This is a genomic window from Rhizobium leguminosarum bv. viciae USDA 2370 (genome assembly GCF_002008365.1).
Taxonomy (GTDB): domain Bacteria; phylum Pseudomonadota; class Alphaproteobacteria; order Rhizobiales; family Rhizobiaceae; genus Rhizobium; species Rhizobium leguminosarum.
Genome location: NZ_MRDL01000037.1, coordinates 123376 through 143323, shown reverse-complemented (window position 1 = coordinate 143323; position 19948 = coordinate 123376). Strand labels below are relative to the sequence as shown.

Here is a 19948-nt window from a genome sequence, read left to right as displayed (position 1 = left end):
TTCTTTCGAAGGAGAATATTAATTATGGCTGCAGGACTTCGCGAATACACACCCACTGAGGCGGCTGCCGTGAGTGAGATCGGCATTAAGTCGGTACACAACGCGATCGACAAACGAATCATTGGAAGCCCCTCTACCGGCCACCGAAGCCGAGCGATCACTGACGACGATCTGCTGCGCCTGAAACTCTGGTTCGGCGTCGGCTCAATCCTTTCCGCCGAGCGCCGGAAGCGCCTCTTTGCCGCCATCGACGAAAATCCTGAAGCCGACACGGTCAGAGCAGACGACTATCTGATCGTCGACGTCGCGAGAGCGAGGGAGCGCTTGGCCGCGCGTGGCGAAGCGCTCAGGGAAGCGGACAAGATCATCCACAGCGTGAAAGGTGTGGTTGGCGGTGAGCCGGTCTTCAAAGGAACGCGCGTTCCTGTCCGAACAATCGCTGCGATGAAATTGCAAGGCGCTCCCACGGACGAGATCGTCGAGGGCTATCCGGCTCTCACTGCGCGCATGGTGGACCTCGCCGAAATCTGGGTAGCGGCTCATCCTGCCCGTGGGCGGCCACGAAAGTTGTCGGAGCAGGGACTGAAAGTGAAGTCGGTGAAGCGCTTGCCTCTCGGAAAGGCCGGTACCGAAAAGCCCTCGGGCACGGCTACGTGAAGTTTCTCGTCGATGAATGCTTGCACACATCGCTCGTGGCCGTGGCTCAACATCACGGCCACGATTGCTTCCACGTCAATTGGCTGGGCCTGAGCGGCGAGACCGATTGGGATCTGATGCCTCGGATCGTCGCGGAAGATTTTACCTTCGTGACGAACAATGCCCGCGACTTCAGGAAACTCCATGCGCGAGAGGATCTGCATGCTGGCTTGGTGATCATCGTGCCGCAGGTTCTGCCGATGCAGCAGCGGGAATTGTTCACGCTCGTTCTGCGGGAACTCGCCGGATCTCCGGATCTGGTGAACGAGGTGATCGAGATCGCCATCGAAGAGGGCGAGGCTCTGCTGACGCGCTATGCACTGCCAGAGTGAAGATCAATTTCCGCCAATGCGGGACAGATTGGTTAGAATCCGCGCGCGCCCTATTCGCCCGGCTTCGGGCATCAGGCGTCCAGCCAGACACGCGTCGCGACGTAGCCGTTCGACATATCGTTGCCGATGTCGTCGACATAGCCCTTCAGCGTCTTCGAAGAGGCCATGATGTTGTCGTTGAAGACGGGCAGGATCAGACCGCCATCGTCTCGCACCATCAAAGCCAGCTGTCGATAAAGCACCTTGCGCTTGGCTTCATCGAGCTCAGACCGCGCCTGCAATACCAACTTGTCGAAGTCAGGCTGCTTGAAATGCGTGTCGTTCCATTCGGCGGTCGATAGATAGGAGGTGGAATAGCGCGAATCCTGTGTCGGGCGACCGCCCCAGAAGGAGGCGCAGAAGGGCTGCTTGTTCCAGACATTAGTCCAGTAGCCGTCTTCCGGTTCGCGCTTCACGTCGATCGTGATCCCGGACTTGCGCGCGCTTTGCTGGAACAGGATCGCCGCATCCACGGCGCCCGGGAAGGCTGCGTCGGAGGTGCGCAACAGAATTGGACGGTCGAGACCCGATTTCTTGAAGTAGAAGGCGGCCTTGTCGGGATCATAGGGCCGTTGCTCGATATCGGTCGGCGCCAGGGGGTAGTTGGAGTTGACCGGATAGTCGTTGCCGATCGTTCCATAGCCGGCGAGAACCTTGTCCAGGATCGACTGACGATCGATGGCATATTTCAACGCGAGACGAAGGTCGCTGTTGTCGAAGGGCGCCGTGTCGCAATGCATCAGGAAGCAGTAGAAGCCCTTGCCTGCATTCCGGATGATACTCACAGTCGGTGCCCGCTGCAGCATGGGAACTGTCTTCGGGTCGATGCTGTTGACGAAATGGACCTGGCCGGAGGCAAGCGCCGCAACGCGCGCGGTGTTGTCGTTGATGACGAGTATTTCGACGCTGTCGACAAAGCCGCGGTCGGAGCGCCAATCCTTTGGGTTTTTCTCGAATGTGGCGCGGACCCCGGGTTCGAAGCTTTTCAGAATGTAAGGACCGGTGCCGACTGCTGCTGCCGGATTTTCGACGCCGCCCTTGGGTTGGATAATCAGGTGGTAGTCGGTGAGAAGGAGAGGCAGATCCGCATTGCCTTCCGAAAGCGTCAGGACAAGGTCGCCCGCCTTTTCTTCAATGCTTGCAATTGACGCCATGAGCCCAAGAGCGCCCGACTGCGAGTTTTTGTCCGCGTGCCGCTTCAGCGTCGCGACAATGTCGGCGACGGTCATCTTGCTGCCGTCGTGAAACCGTACATCGTTCCTGATCTTGAAGGTCCAGATGGAAGCATCCGTCGACGGCGTCCAGGAAGTTGCCAGCGAGGGCAGGGGTGCGCCAGTCTTGGGGTCGGATTCGACAAGTGTGTCGCCCCAGAGGCGGCCAATGACGAACAGTACCGAGGCACTGTATGTTGCCGGGTCGAGCGCGTCGCTGGTGGCGCCGCCCTTAAGGCCAAGCTTCAGATGGCCGCCACGCTTGGCTTCCTGCCCCCGTGCGTCACGCGGCATCAGGAGGCCCGAGGCGAGGGCCGGCAAGGCGCCGAGCGCGACGGCACCGCCGAGGAAGTGGCGGCGGCCGATTCTCGGCTGCGAAGATCGATCCTTTTGATGCGTCATAACGGTCCCCTCTTTTTCATTTGTAAGTGGGAACGTAGAGGCTGGGTCGGCTCACGCAATTTCGCGACTTGACGCATCCTTAAGCGAGTTTACGCTAGTTCACGAGAAGACGGAGTTACGGATGCCTCACCTGGTCGAGAACCTCAAAATCGCCTGCGCAACGCAACGTTCAATTTCGCATCTGTGCCGTGCAATCGATATCAACCGGCAACAATTCAATCGATACATCAACGGCCAGACGAGGCCTTCCGCCCATAATCTGGCTCGCATCGCCAACTATTTCGATCTTGATGCAGCCGACTTTGGCCTCGCTCCCAAGCAGTTTCGCGAGCGACTTCACAAACCCGTCCTCGGTAGCAACGGAGGTTCAGAGCTTCTCAAAGCGTTTCCCGGAAACCTAGCCGCGCTCAGGCGTCATATCGGTTATTTTCAGACCTATTATCGTTCGCCATCCTGGCCCGGGATGGTTGTCTGTTCGTGCAGCCGCCTCATCGAGCAGGGTGGATTGGTGCAGGCCAAATCGATGGAGCGGCTTCGAGACCTCGGAAGCGGCATTCAACAGTTTTCGAAATATCTCGGCTTGGCGGCCTTCTATCGGAACCGGATCTTCATCACGCAGCGTGTCGTCGGACCGAACGCCATGATGTCGCAGACTATCCTCCTGCCATTCGACGAGTATCAGCGCGTCTATCTACGTGGGACGACGATGGGAATTTCGTGGCGAAGGGAAAACCTCCCCTATGCCTCGCGGATGATCTGGCGGCATGTCGGCACCGAGCCAGACTTGCGTGAACTACTTGCGCGCTGTGGACCTGTCCCGCTATCGTCGCGCCAGCTACCACCGACGGTGCGCTCATTCCTCGAGGATCCAGCTGCAGAAGTATATGAGGTGCCCGCAGAGTATTGAGAAAAGGCCAGGGGGCGATGTCACAACGGCCGCCAACGTATCACCAGGCAGTTTTCTTAGATATTAGTCGCTGTGTAGAAGTCGAAGGGTACAATGTGCTGCGACACGGTCGGTGATCGGTCGGTATCGAGAGCTTGCGCCATTGCGCGCACCAAGGTCTCCCCCAACTGCTTTGCCGGGTGAGATAGGACGACCTTGATCAATCCTTCAGCAAGACCGGCTTTTGTTTCATTCGTGAGCTCGTGTGCTATGACCACAAGGCGTTTGGCTGCCGGTCCACCATCCTCCCGCAGAGCTCGCATCACACCGGTGATGCCGCCGCCGGCAACGTAAAGCCCGACCCAATTTGGTTCGGTCTGTAGAAGGTGACGCGTGGCCTCATAAGCAATTTCGGGCTCTTCAAGGGTTGCAACCGTCTCCAGCATCTGAAAGCCCGGCGCGCTCTCCCGGAAGTATGATCGAAACCCCATTTCGTTTAGTTCTTGCGCAAGATATCGGTGATTTCCGACGAAGACGGAAACCTTGCCGCCATTGCCATTCAGCCCGGCTATGAACCACGCGGCCGTGCGGCCCTTTTTGACGCAGTCGTTGCCGACATAGGCTGCGCGGGAGGCAGTGGAAATATCGGAAATCATGGTCACGACCGGAATGTTCTCTGCTGCAAGACCATCGACGGCGTGGTTCACCTGCGGGTGGTCGGAGGTGATCATTCCAATGACGTCGGCTTCGCGACTGAGAGCGTAGATCGCCTCGGCAGCCTTGTCGGGCGCAAGATCGTCCATGAATCTAACGATGGCCCTTCCATGGGCGTCGGGAAATGCTTCGGTCGCCGCGACGAGAACATCGCCCCACATTTGATAAAGCTTGCGGTGAGACTGCTTGAGAAGAAAGCCAAATTTGATCACCGGCTTGTCGTGCTCGAGTCGCCGGGCGATGGCCGTCACGCCATGGAAACCAATCTGGCGGGCGGCGTTAAGAACCCGCTCCGCCGTCTGTGGGCGCACGGGGTCGCGACCGTTCAACACGCGGTCGACTGTTGAAATGCTTACATTCGCGGCTTTTGCCAAGTCGGGGATCGTTGGGCGTGACATAATAAGCCTCTCATAATCTGACGCTATTTATGAGAGGTTTTGGGAGAAAAATCCACAGCTTCGTTGACAGCTGGCGGAATTTTCGCAATTTCATCTTTCAGCAAAAGCCAATTTGGCGGGAGGGCTTGGGAGAGCTCTCTCATTTGGAGGAAATACTCTCATGTCTGCGACCTTGCAAAAGGTGGCGCCGCTTTCAGGCGGCGAAGGCCATCGCACGCCTATAGATAGCGGAGCCGGCTTCGTTCTTGAAATGCGTTCAATCACCAAGGCCTTCCCTGGTGTTCTCGCGCTCGATGGCATGAGCCTGAAGGTTCGTCCCGGCACCGTCCATGTCCTCGTCGGGGAAAATGGCGCCGGCAAGTCGACGCTCATGAAGATTCTGAGCGGTATCTACGCGATCGACGGCGGAGAAATCCTTTTCAGAGGCGAAAAGCTCGACCACCAAAGCGCCGCAGCCGCACTGGACCGAGGGATCTCGATGATCCATCAGGAACTCAGCCCGGTGCTCGACATGACCATCGCCGAAAACATCTTTCTCGGCCGCGAACCCACTTACGGCCGGACAGGCATTTTGTCCCGGTTTGTCGATTTCGATCGCATGAATTCAGATACGCAGACGCTCCTGGATCGGCTGGGTCTGAAATACAGCCCCCAAACCAAGATGCGAGACCTGTCCATCGCGACGATGCAACTCATCGAGATCGTCAAGGCGATTTCGCGCGAGGCCTCTCTGGTGATTATGGACGAACCGACGTCGGCGATCAGCGACACGGAAGTCGCGATGCTCTTCAGACAGATCGCAGACCTGAAAGCAGCAGGCGTCGCGATCATCTACATCACACACAAGATGGACGAGATCTTCCAGATCGCCGACGACATCACGGTGATGCGTGATGGCCAGTTCATCGCTGCCGCCCCGGCCAGCGAATATGAGCCCGCAAAGCTGATTTCCCAGATGGTCGGCCGCACGATCTCCAGTATTTTTCCGAAAGAGGAAGTGCCGATCGGCGAGATTGTCCTTTCCGTCGAGAACCTCTCTCGTGACGGCAGCTTCGAAAATGTCAGCTTCGAGGTGCGCGCCGGCGAGATCATTGGCCTTTCCGGCCTGATCGGCGCAGGGCGGACAGAGGTCGCCCGGGTGATCTTCGGCCTGGACGCGGCGGACGCGGGCGTCATCCGTCTGAACGGAAAACCGTTAAAGCTCATGTCCCCGAAGGATGCCATCGCCAACGGCATCGCCATGGTCTCAGAGGATCGCAAAGCGGAAGGTCTGGTGCTTTGCCGGTCCGTCGGCGAGAACATCTCGCTTGCGAACCTCAAGAAGTTCGCTTCCGGCCTTTTCATCAGCGAGCGGCAGGAAGAGACAGCTTCCCAGCGCATGATCAAGATGCTCCAGATCAAGACGCCCGATACGGCAATGATCGTTGAAAACCTCAGCGGCGGCAATCAACAGAAAATCGTTCTCGCCAAGTGGCTGCTGGGTGATCTGAAGCTGCTCATTCTCGACGAACCCACACGAGGCATCGACGTCGGGTCGAAATCCGAAATTCACAGACTGATGACCGAGTTCGCTCGTCAGGGGCTGGCGATCGTCATGATCTCATCTGAACTGCCCGAGATCCTAGGCATGAGTGACCGCGTGGTGGTGATGAGCGAAGGCCGGGTGACCGGCGAACTAACAAGGAACGAGGCCACGCAGGAAAACATCATGCGCCTCGCCACGGGAGGACACTGATGAGTATCGAACGCGCAGAGGCGGCCGTGAAACGAGGAGGCCAGGTGATTTCAGGCTCTCGAAACATGAGCTTTTCCCAGATCTACCGGCAGTACGGCACGGTTCTCATCTTCGTCGGAATCTGCATCCTCGCGTCGATTTTGAGCCCGACGTTCTTGACGGAAGCCAACCTGACCAACGTCCTTCGTCAGGTTGTGGTGGTTAGCCTTCTCGCATGCGGCGTCACCTTTATCATTATTCTGGGACATATCGACGTATCGCTGGGATCTGTTCTCGCGCTCTGTGGGGTCATCGCCGCGAGCGTAATGGCCATCACCGCCAGCGTCATCCTCGCGGTCGTCGCGGGCGTAGCAGTCGGCATTCTGACCGGCATCGTAAACGGTTTCGTCATCACCTTCTTCCGCATCCCGTCGTTCATCATGACATTGGCAATGACGACCGTCGCACGCGGCGCAGTGCTCCTTTATACGGGTGGATCGCCCGTGACGGGCTTGGGCGACTTCAAAGTGATCGGGCAAGGCTCGCTTGGCCCAGTACCGATCTCCGTGCTCATCCTCGCGATCGTCATCGTCATTTCCTGGATTCTTCTCAACAAGACCAAGTTCGGCCGATACGTCTATGCGGTAGGCGGCAATGAGCGTGCCGCGCGCGCTTCCGGCATCAATCCAGACAGCATCGTCGTGAAGGCTTTCATCTTCAACGGCATTCTGTGCGCCGTCGCAGGCATCGTCCTCATGTCTCGCATCAATTCCGGTCAACCGGCCGGCGGCGTCGGCTATGAGTTCGACGCGATCACCGCGGTGGTCGTTGGCGGCACCAGCCTGATGGGCGGCACCGGAACCATTACCGGCACAATTATCGGATCGCTGATCATCGGCGTCATCAACAACATGCTCAATCTCATGAATGTCAGCTCGTACTGGCAGCAGATCATCAAGGGTCTGATCATCGCGATCGCCGTGATCCTCGATGTCTGGACGAAGTCTGCCCGCAGCAAAAAGAAGGCATGACCGATGTTCTTCGGCGGGCTAGCGCCTGCTGAGGAACCACCTCTTTGTCGGCGGGATTTCCCGCATCCGGAATGAATCTGAAACTCTATGGGAGGACCCAATGAAAGCCATTTCCAAACTCGCTCTCGCCTGCGCCATATCCCTTGCCGGGATCTCCACCGGCGCTGCATTCGCCGCGGACAAATTCGTCGTCGGTTACGCCAATATGGCGGATACGGACGTCTTCGTCATGGCGCGCAAAAACGCCTTCATCGAAGCGTCGAAATCCGATCCGGCAGTCGAAGTGAGCTTCTCCGACGCCAACAACGACGTCAGCAAGCAACTCGATCAGATCGACAACTTCATAGCGCAGAAAGTCAATGCGATTGTCGTCGTGCCGGTCGACTATCAGGGCATCGTACCGGGCGTCGAGAAGGCGAACCAGGCCGGCATTCCCGTCATCGCTCTCGGCATCCAATCGGCAGGCGGCAAATACACGTTCGTCGGCTCGAAGAACATCGATGCCGGCCGTCTCCAGGGCGAATACATGAAAGAACACCTGCCCAAGGACGCCAAGATCCTCTACCTCGAAGGCACGCCGGGGCTTTCGCACACGCAGGAGCGAAAGAAGGGATTCGAGGATGCGCTCGGCCGTTCCGACGTGGCCACCCTCGCCAGCCTTTCGGCAAACTACGACCGCGCTGAAGGCATGAAGGTCACGGAAGACTGGATCCAAAGCTTTCCGAAGTTCGATGCAATCGTCGCAGCCAACGATCAGATGGCGCTGGGCGCGCTCGAAGCACTTCAAGGTGCCGACCGCCTCAAGGGCGTGATGATCTCCGGTGTCGATGGTACGGCCGATGCTCTGAATGCGATCAAGGCCGGCACCATGTCGCAGACCATCTTCCAGGACGCCGCAGGCCAGGCGAAGGCCGCCTTCGAGGTCGTGGAAGGCCTGAAAAAAGGCGAGGATGCGCCGGCCGAAAAGCTGGTGCCGTTTGCTTCGATCACCAAGGACAACGTTGACCAATACGCAAAGAAATAAAGCCCTCCCAAGGGTGCGTGCCGGGATGGGGTTCCCGGCACGCATTTCGCACGACAGACGCAATGCTTGCCGCAAATCGCTGGTTCTCTAACGACAGGAAATATCGAAATGACAATAAGGATCGCCGTCATCGGGGCAGGGTTGATGGGAGCCGATCATGCGAGAATCGTCGCAGAAGATCTGCCGGGGGCGAGCCTCCAGGTCGTTTGCGACATGGATGCGGATCGCGCCCGCAAGGTGGCGGACGCCTACAGCGCTCACGACGTCGACTCAGACCCCGACCGGGTGTCCGCCCGTCCGGACGTGGACGCAGTTATCATCGCAAGCCCCGATTTCACGCACGCGCCCTTGTCGCTGTCCTGCATAAGAGCCGGCAAACGGGCTCTCTGCGAAAAGCCGCTGTCGCAATCTTCGAAAGAATGCTTGGAGATCATGCAGGCGGAAGAAGCCGCGGGAAAGAAGTTCATAATGCTCGGCTTCATGCGCCGCTTCGATCAATCCTATGTGGAGATGAAGCAGGCTCTGGAGCACGGTGCGATTGGCCGCGCCCTGATGATGCACAACTTTCATCGTAATGTCGCGACGCCCGCGTCGGACTTCACCGGAGCGATGGCAATCACCAATTCCGCCCCGCACGAGTTCGATGTCGTCCGACATGTTCTCGACACCGAATACGTATCGATCTCCGCCTTCCAGCCGAAGCGCTCCGACGCGCTGGTCGCACCGGTTTATATGGTGCTCGAAACCGCCGATGATCAACTCGTGAATATCGAGATCAACAATAACGCGGCCTACGGATACGACGTGCGCGCGGAACTGGTGGGCGAGAAGGCGACCATCGCCATGAACGCCGTCAACTACACCCGCGTCGACCGGGAGCTCGGCCAGAGCACAAGCTACGAAGCGGATTGGCGCGGCCGCTATGCCGAAGCCTATCGCCGCCAGAACCGCGCTTTCATTCGGTTCGTCGAGACCGGAGTGTTCCCGCACATCGCGTCGAGCAGTTGGGACGGATACTGCGCCGCAAGGGTCGCCGAAGCCGGCGTCACGGCCTTGAACGACGGCTGCAAGGTTCCCGTCGAAATGATTTCCAAACCGGAGTTTTACGCATGAAGCTTGGATTCGTATCAGACAGCCTCGGCGGCCTGCCCTTCGAGGCAATGCTGGATCACGCGCAAAGGCTGGGCGTCTCCGGCGTCGAGGTCAACACCTGTGGCTGGTCGACGGCGCCGCATTTCGATCTATCGACGATCCTGCGGGACAAGAACGCGCAGAAGTCATTCCTCAGAGCTTTCGCCGACCGGGAACTTGAAGTGGTAGGCTTGAACGCCAACGGAAATCCCCTGCATCCGACCGATCATGGCCAGGGGCAGGGTCTTGAGGATACGATCCGCGCAGCCGGCGAGCTGGGTATCAAGACCGTCTGCGCGATGTCGGGACTTCCAGCCGGGAATGCCGCCGACACCATGCCGAACTGGGTGGTCTCCTCATGGCCGCCGGAAACGCAGGCTATCCTTCGCTACCAGTGGGAGGAGAAGCTCCTCCCGTACTGGACCAGGATCGTGGCACTAGCGAGAGAGCACGGCGTGGAACGCATTGCGCTGGAACTGCATGGCAATCAGTGCGTCTATAACGTCCCTTCGTTGCTGAAGCTTCGCGAAGCCGTTGGCCCGGTCGTCGGAGCAAACCTGGACCCGTCGCATCTCTTCTGGATGGGTGCCGATCCTCTTGTCGCCGCAGAAGCGCTCGGCGGAGCCGTATACCACGTTCATGCCAAAGATACCCTCCTCAACACTCCGAAGCAGGCCGTCACCAGCCTTTTGGAGAACGGCAGCCTAATGGATATCCCGGCGCGTAGCTGGTCCTATATAACGCTGGGATTTGGCCACGGCGAAGAATGGTGGCGGCAGTTCTGCTACAGGCTGAAGATGGCCGGTTACGATGGCTGGCTCTCGATAGAGCATGAGGATGTGCTTCTGAACAGCCTTGAAGGACTGGAGAAGTCCGTCGCTCTGTTGCAGGGCGTGATGCCGGTCGCAGCCAGCGATTTCAAGCCGCAGGCGATCTAGTCGGAGCGAAACACGCCCGACTGCACTTCGCATATCTTATGTGTGGCGCCGCCTCTGTGCGGGCTTCGGCTGAGTTGCGTGAAGTCAGCTCTTTTGAAAGTGAGCGCAATGCTACAGGATCGGAACTCTCCTCCTCCCTCAACACTGCAGGAGCTGAAGCGCCTGATCGCCAGCCGGCAGCTGGTATTTCCCGTCGGTCTCGAACGGGTCGCAAGGGAGATCCTGGAAAGGCCGGAAATAACGGCCTTTGAAAGTGCTGCCGCGGTGGCGCGCAGGTGCCGCGTTTCTCCAACAACGGTCCATCGGCTTGTCCGGCACATTGGATTCCAAAGTTTCGGCGAGCTTCGTGTGATAATAAGAGAAGATATCTGCCGCACTGCCGCTAGTCATCGCTGAAGATCCGCGATTTCTGCGGCCCCATCGGCGGTGATCGGCGGAGTTTCCTGGCGAACTTTACGACAAGGAGATCGACGAAGCACGGAATGCAGCTAGAAATGGCGACGCGCGGGCCATAAAGGCCCTGAAGCTAATGTTCGATAAGATGAAGTTTCCCAAGGTGGCAATTTTCGTATTTGCGCGCAAAGGTGATCGGGAGAATGCGGAGCCTTTATGGGCAGCATCCGGACTCTAGGGACGCCTGCGGATGCCATTCGCGAAGTCTCTTGGGGCGGAAACTGCGGAAGATGAAAACGGATGCTGTCGAGGAGACCGCTTGCTTTTGTAAGCTATCGGATCCGCAGGCGATGTCATTGCACAATCCGTACGAATGCTTTCGAGATCCTGCCAATCGGTCTTTGCGGGTAGGTGCATGCAACCCGGCGATTCCGTCAGGTGAGTTCTTACTTCATGCTGTTCTGAAATCGGCAGGACGCTCCATCCGCCAGCACCCCTTCTATTTTTTTCCGCGCCGGGGTGAGAGATCGAGGACAGATGGGGGCTGCAAGAACGCATCGCGCTTTCGAGAAGTACTGACAGATCACGGTCCTCCGCCGGCGGTGGGAAGAAACAGCAGAATGCCCGGATCAATTGAGTTCCGGGCATCCATAATCAGGTTAGGCTGTCAAGCTGCCTCACGGAAACCGATGATGGCCTTGGTCTCAAGGAATTCAGCGATCGCCATCGGACCCCATTCACGTCCGTTGCCGGACTGCTTGTAGCCGCCGAAGGGCGCAGCCAGATCAAGATTAACATTGTTCAGGTAGACTTGGCCGGCACGCAGGCGACGCGCGACAGCTTCGGCCGCAACCCGCTCACCCTGGACATAGGCAGCAAGGCCGTAGGTCGTGTCGTTGGCGATCCTCACCGCTTCCTCCTCGTCGGAATAGGCGATGATGACCAGGACTGGCCCGAAGATTTCTTCGCGCGCGATCGTCATGTCGTTGCGAACGTCAGCGAAGATCGTGGGCCGGACGTAAAAGCCAGCATCAAGTCCGTCGGGACGGCCGAGCCCTCCAGTCACAAGCGTGGCGCCTTCATCGAGACCCGACTGGATCAGACGCTGGATTTTGTTCCATTGCGCTTCCGAGGCCACCGGTCCCATCTTTGAATTAGAAGAAGGATGGCCGACCGACCACGTTTCGGCGGCCGCCTTGGCATAGCTGATTGCTTCGGCAACCTGATCGACATGGACCAGCATCCGAGATGGTGCGCTGCAGTTCTGTCCGCTGTTCAGCATCATCTGGGCCACGCCCCCTTCGACAGCAGAAGCGAGGTCCGCGCTACGGAGAACGATGTTGGGTGACTTCCCCCCCAGTTCCTGATGTACCCTTTTGACTGTGAGCGCACCGGTGCGAGCCACCTCGATCCCAGCCGCAGTTGAGCCGGTGAAGGAGACAAGGTCCACCTCGGGATGGCTCGTCAAAGCATTGCCGACAACGCGGCCATTTCCATGAACAAGGTTGAACACGCCCTTGGGTATTCCGGCGTCATGGAGGATTTCGGCAAGGATCGTACCTGAGAACGGCGCGATTTCAGACGGCTTCAACACCACGGTGCAACCCGCAGCAAGTGCAGGTGCCACCTTTGCGGCCATCAGCATCAAGGGCCAATTCCATGGCGTGACCAGCGCACAAACGCCGATCGGCTCGCGCACGACTTCACTTGTGCCAAGAGGCTCATCAAATCGGTAGGTCTCAAGCGCTGCTCGTGCAATCTTGAAATGGGCAACGCCGACGGTCACCTGCAATTGCTCTGAAAGCCATTGCGGCGCGCCCATTTCATCCGTTACCGCGAGGGCTAGGTCGCTCACTCGCTTGTCGTAGGCAGCTATAATCCGGTCGAAGAGCGAAATTCGCTCCTCAATCGAGGTGAGTGAATACGGTTCAAATGCCTTTCGCGCGGCTGAAACCGCGTCGTCCACATCACTTGCATCGCCTAGCGCGACTTGACCAACGACGCTTTCGTCCGCGGGGTTGATAACATCGATCACGGCCGTGCTTTTGGGCTGTACCCAGGCTCCGTCGATATAGAATTGAAGATTGTTGCGCATGAATATGCTCCATCATTGTTGACGGAAACACAAGTATATTTTGTACACCTAGCGTCAATTAGGCACTTAAAGTAGCCCTGGTAGGGCACAGTATACCTGGTCCGAGTTCTCTTTCCCGAACCGCCGCGAGCCAGTATCGGACCTCCTGCAGTCGCTCTCGTCGCGTTAAAGACGTAACTGGATTAGCGATCTGTCCGCGCCCTTCTGCCCGCCATCTATGCTGTCGAAAGCCTCTCTTGCTGCGGTGACCTCCGGCAGTTTTACCAGTGTCCATTTGTGAAGTTCCTGGAGTGGCTCCCGTAACGTGCGGCCCAGCGGCGTCACCTGATACTGAACGGCGACCGGCGAGAGTGAAATCACCTCTCTCGCTATCAGGCCGTTGCGTTCGAGCCGGCGGAGGCACTGAGTGAGTGCTTTTTGCGTGACACCTTGCAGCCGACGGCGAATGGCGTTGAAGCGCTGCGGTTCGTCGTCGAGTACGGCAAGCACCATCATTGACCACTTATCAGCAATCTGATCGAACAAGGCCCGGCTCGGGCATTCAGAAGAAAAGCAGAGCGGTTCAAGTTCGAGCATGACGGTTTCCTTCGATATACCTAGGCGACTTGAAGTGCCTAATTGACGCTAGGTTTACATGGTATACCGGTGGGCCCGTTAAACGCAACGGAGTTCTACTGAGGGCCAGTCCCGATACAAGCAGTCTTTTCCGCCCCATCGCCAACCGATCGCTTGAACTCAAAAATCGCATAGTTATGGCGCCGATGACCCACCTTTTTGCGCCCGAAGGCGTGCCGGGGTCAGCGAGTGCTGACTGCCCATCGGCGCCGGGCAGAAGGTCGCGCCGGAATGATACTGTCTGAAGGGGCGGTGATTGTGCAGAGGCAATGAACGCAAGGGCATTGGGTCTATACCGCCGGACTTGTGCTCGTGCGGCAAAAGCCGGGATCGGCCAACGGCGTCATGTTCATTACCATCGAGGACGAGACAGGGCGGGCCGACACTCTTCGAAAAACGCCGGCGGATCGTTCTCGAATCGTCGATGATGGCGATCAATGGCCGGATCCAACGGGAAGGGAAGGTCGTCCATCTTGTTGCCCAGCAGTTGTTCGACTGGTGTCAAGCGATTTGGCCGCTCTGGCTGATAGTGACGAACAGTTCAAGCGAACGGCGGAGAGGGCAACGAGTTCGCGCATTGCAGGGAACGGGCGTAAATTTCTAACGATCACAGCGCTTCCGCGATCGCCAGAACCTTCAAAAAGCTTTCGTCTTCCGGGGCCAAATGCTGGAATTTATTCAAGCGTGCGGTCGCGCCTTCGCTGACTACGAATTTGAGCTTGGGCGCCCAGGGATGGCTTAAGATTGATTTTGAGAAGCCGCCGTCGCTCGACGCATATATGTGACGACGACGCTCAACCCGAAGGCCCTTGTGTTCGGACTTGTTCTTCTACCTCCGCCGAGCGCGTCGGACTTCCTGCCAAAGCTTATCATTTTCGTTGCCTTGGCAAGCATAGTTGCCGTGATTTGGGGTTTGATCGGCAGGTTGACGCAGGTCGGTGCGCGAAGCCATTGGCGGCTGACGATACTTCAGCGGACCGCGTCCGTGTGGTTCGCTATCGTGTCCTGCACGGTTGTCGCGGGGCTGTTTCAAAGGGCGAATGCCCAGGAGGTCCGTGAACTGGCGCAACGATCGGCACAGGCTGCCAAGGAAATCAAGGCGCTCATTCAAACCTCAAGCGGTGAAGTTGCTACTGGTGTTGAACTCGTTTCGAAAACAGGCGGCTCATTGAAGCAGATCGGGGAACTGGTGGTCGCGATGAACAAACACGTCGATGCCATTGCGGCGTCGTCGCGCGAGCAAGCCGTGGGGCTGGCCGGTGGAACAGTTTGACATGCTTTCGGAGCAAGCTACGCGCGACCAAGTGGTCATGCGTGGCTCCTCAAAATCCGCCAAACCCGACAAGCATTCCAACCCCATGAGTGGAGGGGACATGGCCCGACATCTGTCAGAGACAGCTCGATATTGGATCCTGCAGAAACTGATCGCGCTTAATCGCACCATTCGCCCCGGCCCACGTACCCCTCAAGGGCATCATTCTCGACACCGAGACCACGGGCCTCAGTGTTCGCAAGGATGAGATTATCGAGATTGGCGTGATCGCTTTCACTTTCGATGCGGCAGGACGTATTCCTCGTCCGCCATCGCGTTATATCGATAGGAGCGATAACCGGCCGCCGGCGTGAAATTGCGGTGATAGGCTTCAAGATGGGGGAGCAGGGAGGCGATCGCATCCAAGGCCTGCCGCTCGCCTTGCGTTTCGGGACATTCCAACCGGTCGCGAATTTCTGAAAGCACCGCCTCACGGTCGATCGTAATGACTTTTCCATCATTGACGACAAGGCGACCGCCGACGAACACCTGGGTGATGGCATGTCGTCCGCCGCGATGCAGGAGGCTTTCTACTGCCGGCGTCCGAACGTTCACATGCGGCCTTCCGATCTTGCGGCGATCCATCAGCACGATATCGGCCTGATGACCTGGTTCGAGCCGGCCCGTAAAGCCGCCGAAGCCCACGGTTCTAGCACCGTGTTCCGTCGCCATCTGCAGCACGGCACCAGCATCAGGACGGTCGTTCCACAGGCCTGTTTCGCGGTGTAGTGCCCAGACGAGCTTCATTTCAAGCGTCATGTCGCGGTCGTCAGCTATATTCGACTGGTCTATGCCGAGTGCTACCGGAATGTCGCGCCGGCGCATTTCGTTGACGGGGGCGATGCCGCTGCCGAGCCGCAGGCCGGATGAGGCATTGTGGCAAATGCTGCAGCCGCAATCGGCTACGATGTCGAGATCCGCGCGGCTCATCCAGTTGCCGTGCCCGAGGGTGACGTTCGGACCGAGGCATTCGAGCGCCTTCAAATGCTGAACGGCGCTATGGCCAAATTTATTGTGGGCGAAGTTCGATTGCCGCTCGGTTTCCAGGAGATGCATATGAACCTGCGCGTCGGTCTCCCTCGCCGTTTCGAAAATCGTGTGCAGGCATTCATCCGTACACCAGTGCAGATTGGCAGGGGCGAGATTGATGCGGACGTGATCCGGCCGAGCGTCGAACCAGCTTTCCCTGAGCGCACGGTAAAATGTCATCAGATCTGCGATTGGGATGTTGGACGCGTGGAGTTTGGGCGCGATCCAACTGCGGACGGTGTCCGGAAGGGTGGCCAGCACCTTGGCATCCTCGTCATAGGTGAGAATGTTGCGGTCGCGGATCATGAAGGAAAAACCGGCCCGCATGCCTATCTCGATATAGGCCTCCAGCGTGGCATTTGCCGTCGCCATCCAGTTCTCCGGTGCGCCGGCAAGCCCGCTGTTGATATGCTGCACCATCGTCGTTCCGCTTTCCAGCATCTCGATGGCCGAATAGAGCGTGTCGAGCCGGACATCGATTTGGCGCATCGCCCGGAATTGCGGCAGCCAAAACTCCAGGGGAGCAAAGGGTACGCCCTGCATAAGCGGCGTGATCCCGAAATGGTGATGGCTGTTGACCAATCCCGGCATCGCGATCATGTCGGGAGATCCGAAGCGGGCAAGATGGTCGTTGCCATAGGCAACGGCGGCAAGAGGCCCGATCTGCGCGATCATGCCGCCCGCGACACGGATGCCTACATCGTGGCGCATGGACATGGTGCCGTCGGGCAAAACGCCGCATAGCACGGTTCCGGCTTCAATGATGCAGTCGCCTGACATCGGCTGTTCCAGGCTCATTTCGTGTAGTCTCCAACAAGTCCGAGGCGGCGGGCGACCACGACGCGGTAGAGCGGGTCGCTATAGACTTTCATTTCCTCGCTGGCGGAAAAGGCGAGACTGATATCGTGCTCGTCGTAGCTTTGCGCGGCGATCGCATGCATCTCGGGCCAATCCGGCACATGAATAAGACGCCAGCGATCGACTGCCGCTCTGTCAGGCATATGGGGAAACCCGAGTTCGCCCATCAGTGCGGCGATCCCCTGCCAGAACACCCGCAACATCCGATAGAGGGTCGCCTCGTCGCAATGCGGCTTGAGCAGACGAATCCAGTGCAGCCCGGTGATAATGTGTAGAGCGGCGAAGTGCTGGGTTGCCGCAAAAATGGCGAGCGCAGTCGCCGCCATTTTTTCCATCGTGTCCGGCCCGATGTCGAGCCAATCGACGACCGGCACAAATTCAGGCACGTTGCTGGCGTCGCGTATGTTCTGCCAGAGAAGGTCGTGAAGTTTCATGCCATGCAGTGGTTCGATTGCAGCGGTCAGGGCCAAGACTTCGGCCGGGTCGTGCGTGATCGGCGGCGTCCCTTTGGCTTGGGGAAGCGGCAGATAGGTGGCGGCCCAATAGGCGAGCGCAATGGCGACATCGGTCTCGTCAGAACGAAGCACCCCGTAGGCCGTTCGCATCAGCGCATGAAAGGCGCTGGCAGTTATGCCGTCGGCAAGATCTGGAAGATAAAGCTGAAGAGCCTCATGTATCCCGAGTCGCGCCAACTCCCCGGCAAAAAAATGGCGCAGATCAGGTTCGCGCTCACGCATCCCGATCGCGGTTTTCCAGTTTTTACTATCCAGGCTCTTCAATGGCTGGGCGAAGGGTAAAAGCTGCTTGGCGTCTCTGTAGTGATGGAAGAACCGTCGAAGCTGAGCCGATCCGCCGCCGATCCGGTCCAGCGCGACGAGGACCATCGGCGCATGATTGGCAAATGTGCGCGAAAATTCAGAACCCCATGCCGGCATGTCGGCTAGCAGCGTTCTCAGTTCGTCCGAAGTGCTTTCTTTTGGTACCATGGATCTAAACTCCTCGTTGAAAACGGAATGCCCGCTTGCATTCACACCGTTGGTTGCCAGGCGTCCCGGTGAACAGCTTCCGCTTCCGTCTCAATCAAGCGTCCGATGACCTCGACGCTTTTCTGGCCCGCCGAAAACACATCGCGGCATGGCAAGTCCATTGTCGAGTTGTCCGGGTGATCCCCTGTCATGGCCTTCAGCCGATGTTCGGAAAGGCCATAGACGACCCGGCCGATAACACTGCGCCAGAAACGGCTCGCGATAGAGCTTCGAGGCACGCGTCGCCAACAGGCGCTCGGCATGGGCCGTTGCATCGAGGTCGGGGAAATATTCGTTTTCTTCCTCAAGAAGAATTTCACCGCCGGGACCGGCCAGAAGCGCGCCGAAGGGCATATTGCCATGCGCTTTGGCTCGGTGCGCAATCTCGAAGGTCAATCTGAGAAGGCTTTCGTGATCAAGGCTCATGTCCGTTCTCCTCTACCGTATGCGATTGGCTGTCTTTCGCATCGGCCTGCCGCATCACGGGCAATCGCAGGGTGGAGGGGTAGCCATCGCCTGACTGGAGCACGAGGGTCGTGACCAGCCGATCCGTTACGGCCGCGTCCTGCGGTCGTGCGCCGGTGCCCGGATTGACGGGGAAAGCGGGAAACGACGCCGCCTGTATCGATAGACGCAGGCAATGCCCCGCCCGCACCGTTACGTGGACGGGCCGCAGCGCGACGGAAACCGGCGATCCTGCGTCGTCGGCCTTTACGGTTTTATGTCCCGACGTCACGCTGATGGCGGCTCCATCAGAGGTGAGCGTGCTCAAGGTGCAATCCAGGTCGAAACTCGGCCTGTCGGCGGTGACGAAGAGGTCCACTTTCGGGGCTCCGGTCAGCAGGAGCGGCCGGTCGAGCGGATCGGAGGTGTAGACCAACACGTCGGCCCTGTCGTCGATGGCCGCCCTGTCGGCAAAATCCGGCGGTGTGCCGAGATGCAGCCCGACGCTCGGGGCCGGCCGCCATGGATCGTGGACGAGATAATCGGCGCTCGCAAGCTCTGGCATCTCGGCAAGCGTTCCATCGATGCTCGTCGCGGCCGCCCGGCCGCCCGATGAGAGATGAAGCACCAGCATCTCGGCTGTGGGCAGGCTTTCGAAACCGGCCCAGGCCTCTTTGACGACATCGTAGAGCCGGACCTTCGGGTAAGGATTTTCGCGGCCTTTGAGCGCCTCGTCGAAGAATGCGACGATCTCGCGGTCGATGCCGTCTGCAGCGTCGGCTCCGGCATGCAATGCCCCGACCCGTCGCCCCCAGGGGATATGCGACCATGGTCCGATGGAGAGCCGCTGCAGATTGCTGCCCGCGGAAAATGCTTCGAAGGCGGCGAACGTGCCCTCAAGCATAATGTCGTTCCATCCGCCGACATGCAGGACGGGGACGTCGAGTGTCACGCCCTCAAGTAGTAATTGCGGCGACCTTGTCCGCCAATAGGACGGATCATCGGCAAGCCAGTCGTGATAATGCGTGTATCGCGATGCCTGCTCCAACCCGTCCGGCCGTGCCGAAACCGCGCCCGAATGCAGAGAAGGCAAAGCGGCATGCAACATGTGGGCGGCATCGAGGTCGCCGGCCAGCCGGGCATTTTCGACGGCCATCTGGCACGCCCACATCTGGTTGGACTGCAGACGGAACCCGTCGCCTTCGAAGGCCCAGTGGTTGCGCACATCAAAAGCCGCCATGGCGATTGCCATCGCATCGGGCACTTTCCCGCCGGATTTTCGAGCGCCGGCAAGGGCCAGGAACTGGTTCATGCCGTGGTAGCTGAAGCCATAGCTTGCCACCATGCCGTTGCCGCCGGCAAGATCGGCCGCCAGCGACAATGTCTGCGCGCCGTCTGCGACATCGTCCTCGAGAATCCTGAAGATCCCTTCCGAATCTCCACGGCCACGAACATCCTGCACCAGCACCACGTAACCCTGCGCCGCATACCATGCGGGATGGGCCAGAACGACCGTCGAGGCGACCTTTCGCCCATAGGGCAGGCGCATCACCAGAATGGGATAGCGCTCCGGGCCGACGGGACGATAGACGTCGGCCGCGAGATGAACGCCGTCCGCCATGCGCATCCGAAGAGTTTCGATGTCGCGGAGTGCCAGCATG

At 58.7% G+C, this 19948-nt stretch carries 17 protein-coding genes and 3 pseudogenes; 12 read left to right on the top strand and 8 right to left on the bottom strand.

What is annotated here, in order from left to right:
• The first annotated feature begins 24 nt into the window (after window positions 1-24).
• Window positions 25-657 carry a DUF433 domain-containing protein gene (locus BS629_RS19705; RefSeq protein WP_018245319.1) on the top strand — a complete coding sequence of 211 codons (633 nt, stop codon included), beginning with the start codon at window positions 25-27 and terminating at the stop codon, window positions 655-657.
• Window positions 654-1028, top strand: coding sequence for a DUF5615 family PIN-like protein (locus BS629_RS19700; protein WP_018245318.1), 375 nt, complete (start codon window positions 654-656; stop codon window positions 1026-1028). The genes BS629_RS19705 and BS629_RS19700 overlap by 4 nt, the downstream gene beginning before the upstream one ends.
• 71 nt (window positions 1029-1099) lie before the next feature.
• On the opposite strand, the gene BS629_RS19695 is transcribed toward BS629_RS19700, so the two are convergent.
• Window positions 1100-2680 carry an ABC transporter substrate-binding protein gene (locus tag BS629_RS19695; RefSeq protein WP_018245317.1) on the bottom strand — a complete coding sequence of 527 codons (1581 nt, stop codon included), beginning with the start codon at window positions 2678-2680 and terminating at the stop codon, window positions 1100-1102.
• A 121-nt stretch (window positions 2681-2801) separates the two neighbouring features.
• On the opposite strand from BS629_RS19695, the gene BS629_RS19690 reads away from it, so the two are divergent.
• Window positions 2802-3587 (top strand): helix-turn-helix domain-containing protein, encoded by a 786-nt coding sequence (locus BS629_RS19690; protein ID WP_018245316.1) that lies wholly within the window; start codon window positions 2802-2804, stop codon window positions 3585-3587.
• A gap of 56 nt (window positions 3588-3643) precedes the next feature.
• On the opposite strand, the gene BS629_RS19685 is transcribed toward BS629_RS19690, so the two are convergent.
• Window positions 3644-4678 (bottom strand): LacI family DNA-binding transcriptional regulator, encoded by a 1035-nt coding sequence (locus BS629_RS19685; protein ID WP_018245315.1) that lies wholly within the window; start codon window positions 4676-4678, stop codon window positions 3644-3646.
• 160 nt (window positions 4679-4838) lie between these two features.
• Here BS629_RS19685 and BS629_RS19680 point away from each other — a divergent pair, with 160 nt between their 5' ends.
• From BS629_RS19680 to BS629_RS19655, 6 genes are all read left to right on the top strand, one after another.
• Window positions 4839-6413 carry a sugar ABC transporter ATP-binding protein gene (locus BS629_RS19680; protein WP_018245314.1) on the top strand — a complete coding sequence of 525 codons (1575 nt, stop codon included), beginning with the start codon at window positions 4839-4841 and terminating at the stop codon, window positions 6411-6413.
• Window positions 6413-7423 carry an ABC transporter permease gene (locus BS629_RS19675; RefSeq protein WP_018517231.1) on the top strand — a complete coding sequence of 337 codons (1011 nt, stop codon included), beginning with the start codon at window positions 6413-6415 and terminating at the stop codon, window positions 7421-7423. The genes BS629_RS19680 and BS629_RS19675 overlap by 1 nt, the downstream gene beginning before the upstream one ends.
• Before the next feature lie 100 nt (window positions 7424-7523).
• The gene (locus BS629_RS19670) at window positions 7524-8447 is read left to right on the top strand and encodes a sugar ABC transporter substrate-binding protein (protein ID WP_018245311.1); all 924 of its coding nucleotides are present in this window, start codon (window positions 7524-7526) and stop codon (window positions 8445-8447) included.
• A gap of 108 nt (window positions 8448-8555) precedes the next feature.
• Complete coding sequence (locus tag BS629_RS19665; RefSeq protein WP_018245310.1) at window positions 8556-9560, top strand: Gfo/Idh/MocA family oxidoreductase; 1005 nt, start codon at window positions 8556-8558, stop codon at window positions 9558-9560.
• Complete coding sequence (locus tag BS629_RS19660; RefSeq protein ID WP_018245309.1) at window positions 9557-10516, top strand: sugar phosphate isomerase/epimerase family protein; 960 nt, start codon at window positions 9557-9559, stop codon at window positions 10514-10516. The genes BS629_RS19665 and BS629_RS19660 overlap by 4 nt, the downstream gene beginning before the upstream one ends.
• 108 nt (window positions 10517-10624) lie before the next feature.
• On the top strand, window positions 10625-10912 hold the full coding sequence (locus BS629_RS19655; RefSeq protein ID WP_018245308.1) for a MurR/RpiR family transcriptional regulator: 288 nt from the start codon (window positions 10625-10627) through the stop codon (window positions 10910-10912).
• A gap of 664 nt (window positions 10913-11576) precedes the next feature.
• On the opposite strand, the gene BS629_RS19650 is transcribed toward BS629_RS19655, so the two are convergent.
• Together BS629_RS19650 and BS629_RS19645 are read right to left on the bottom strand one after the other, a co-directional pair.
• Entirely contained in the window at window positions 11577-13004 is a 1428-nt protein-coding gene (locus BS629_RS19650; RefSeq protein ID WP_018245307.1) for an aldehyde dehydrogenase family protein, read from the bottom strand.
• Window positions 13005-13169: 165 nt separating this feature from the next.
• The gene (locus BS629_RS19645) at window positions 13170-13580 is read right to left on the bottom strand and encodes a winged helix-turn-helix transcriptional regulator (RefSeq protein ID WP_018245306.1); all 411 of its coding nucleotides are present in this window, start codon (window positions 13578-13580) and stop codon (window positions 13170-13172) included.
• Window positions 13581-13876: 296 nt separating this feature from the next.
• Here BS629_RS19645 and BS629_RS39845 point away from each other — a divergent pair.
• The 3 genes and pseudogenes from BS629_RS39845 to BS629_RS40355 all read left to right on the top strand — a co-directional run.
• Window positions 13877-14197, top strand: a pseudogene (locus BS629_RS39845) (hypothetical protein); the annotation flags it as partial.
• A 464-nt stretch (window positions 14198-14661) separates the two neighbouring features.
• A pseudogene (locus tag BS629_RS39840) lies at window positions 14662-14877 on the top strand (methyl-accepting chemotaxis protein); the annotation flags it as partial.
• Between the two features lie 176 nt (window positions 14878-15053).
• Window positions 15054-15245: an exonuclease domain-containing protein gene (locus tag BS629_RS40355; RefSeq protein ID WP_312860767.1), complete on the top strand. Its 192-nt coding sequence runs from the start codon at window positions 15054-15056 to the stop codon at window positions 15243-15245.
• Here BS629_RS40355 and BS629_RS19620 read toward each other — a convergent pair.
• From BS629_RS19620 to BS629_RS19605, 4 genes and pseudogenes are all read right to left on the bottom strand, one after another.
• Window positions 15166-16758, bottom strand: coding sequence for an amidohydrolase family protein (locus tag BS629_RS19620; protein WP_018245304.1), 1593 nt, complete (start codon window positions 16756-16758; stop codon window positions 15166-15168). The genes BS629_RS40355 and BS629_RS19620 overlap by 80 nt on opposite strands.
• Complete coding sequence (locus tag BS629_RS19615; protein ID WP_018245303.1) at window positions 16755-17804, bottom strand: questin oxidase family protein; 1050 nt, start codon at window positions 17802-17804, stop codon at window positions 16755-16757. The genes BS629_RS19620 and BS629_RS19615 overlap by 4 nt, the downstream gene beginning before the upstream one ends.
• 41 nt (window positions 17805-17845) lie before the next feature.
• Window positions 17846-18269: pseudogene (locus tag BS629_RS19610) on the bottom strand (tRNA-specific adenosine deaminase).
• Complete coding sequence (locus BS629_RS19605) at window positions 18259-19947, bottom strand: CocE/NonD family hydrolase (RefSeq protein ID WP_018245302.1); 1689 nt, start codon at window positions 19945-19947, stop codon at window positions 18259-18261. Before BS629_RS19605 ends, BS629_RS19610 begins: the two are co-directional and overlap by 11 nt.
• Between the last annotated feature and the right edge of the window lies 1 nt (window position 19948).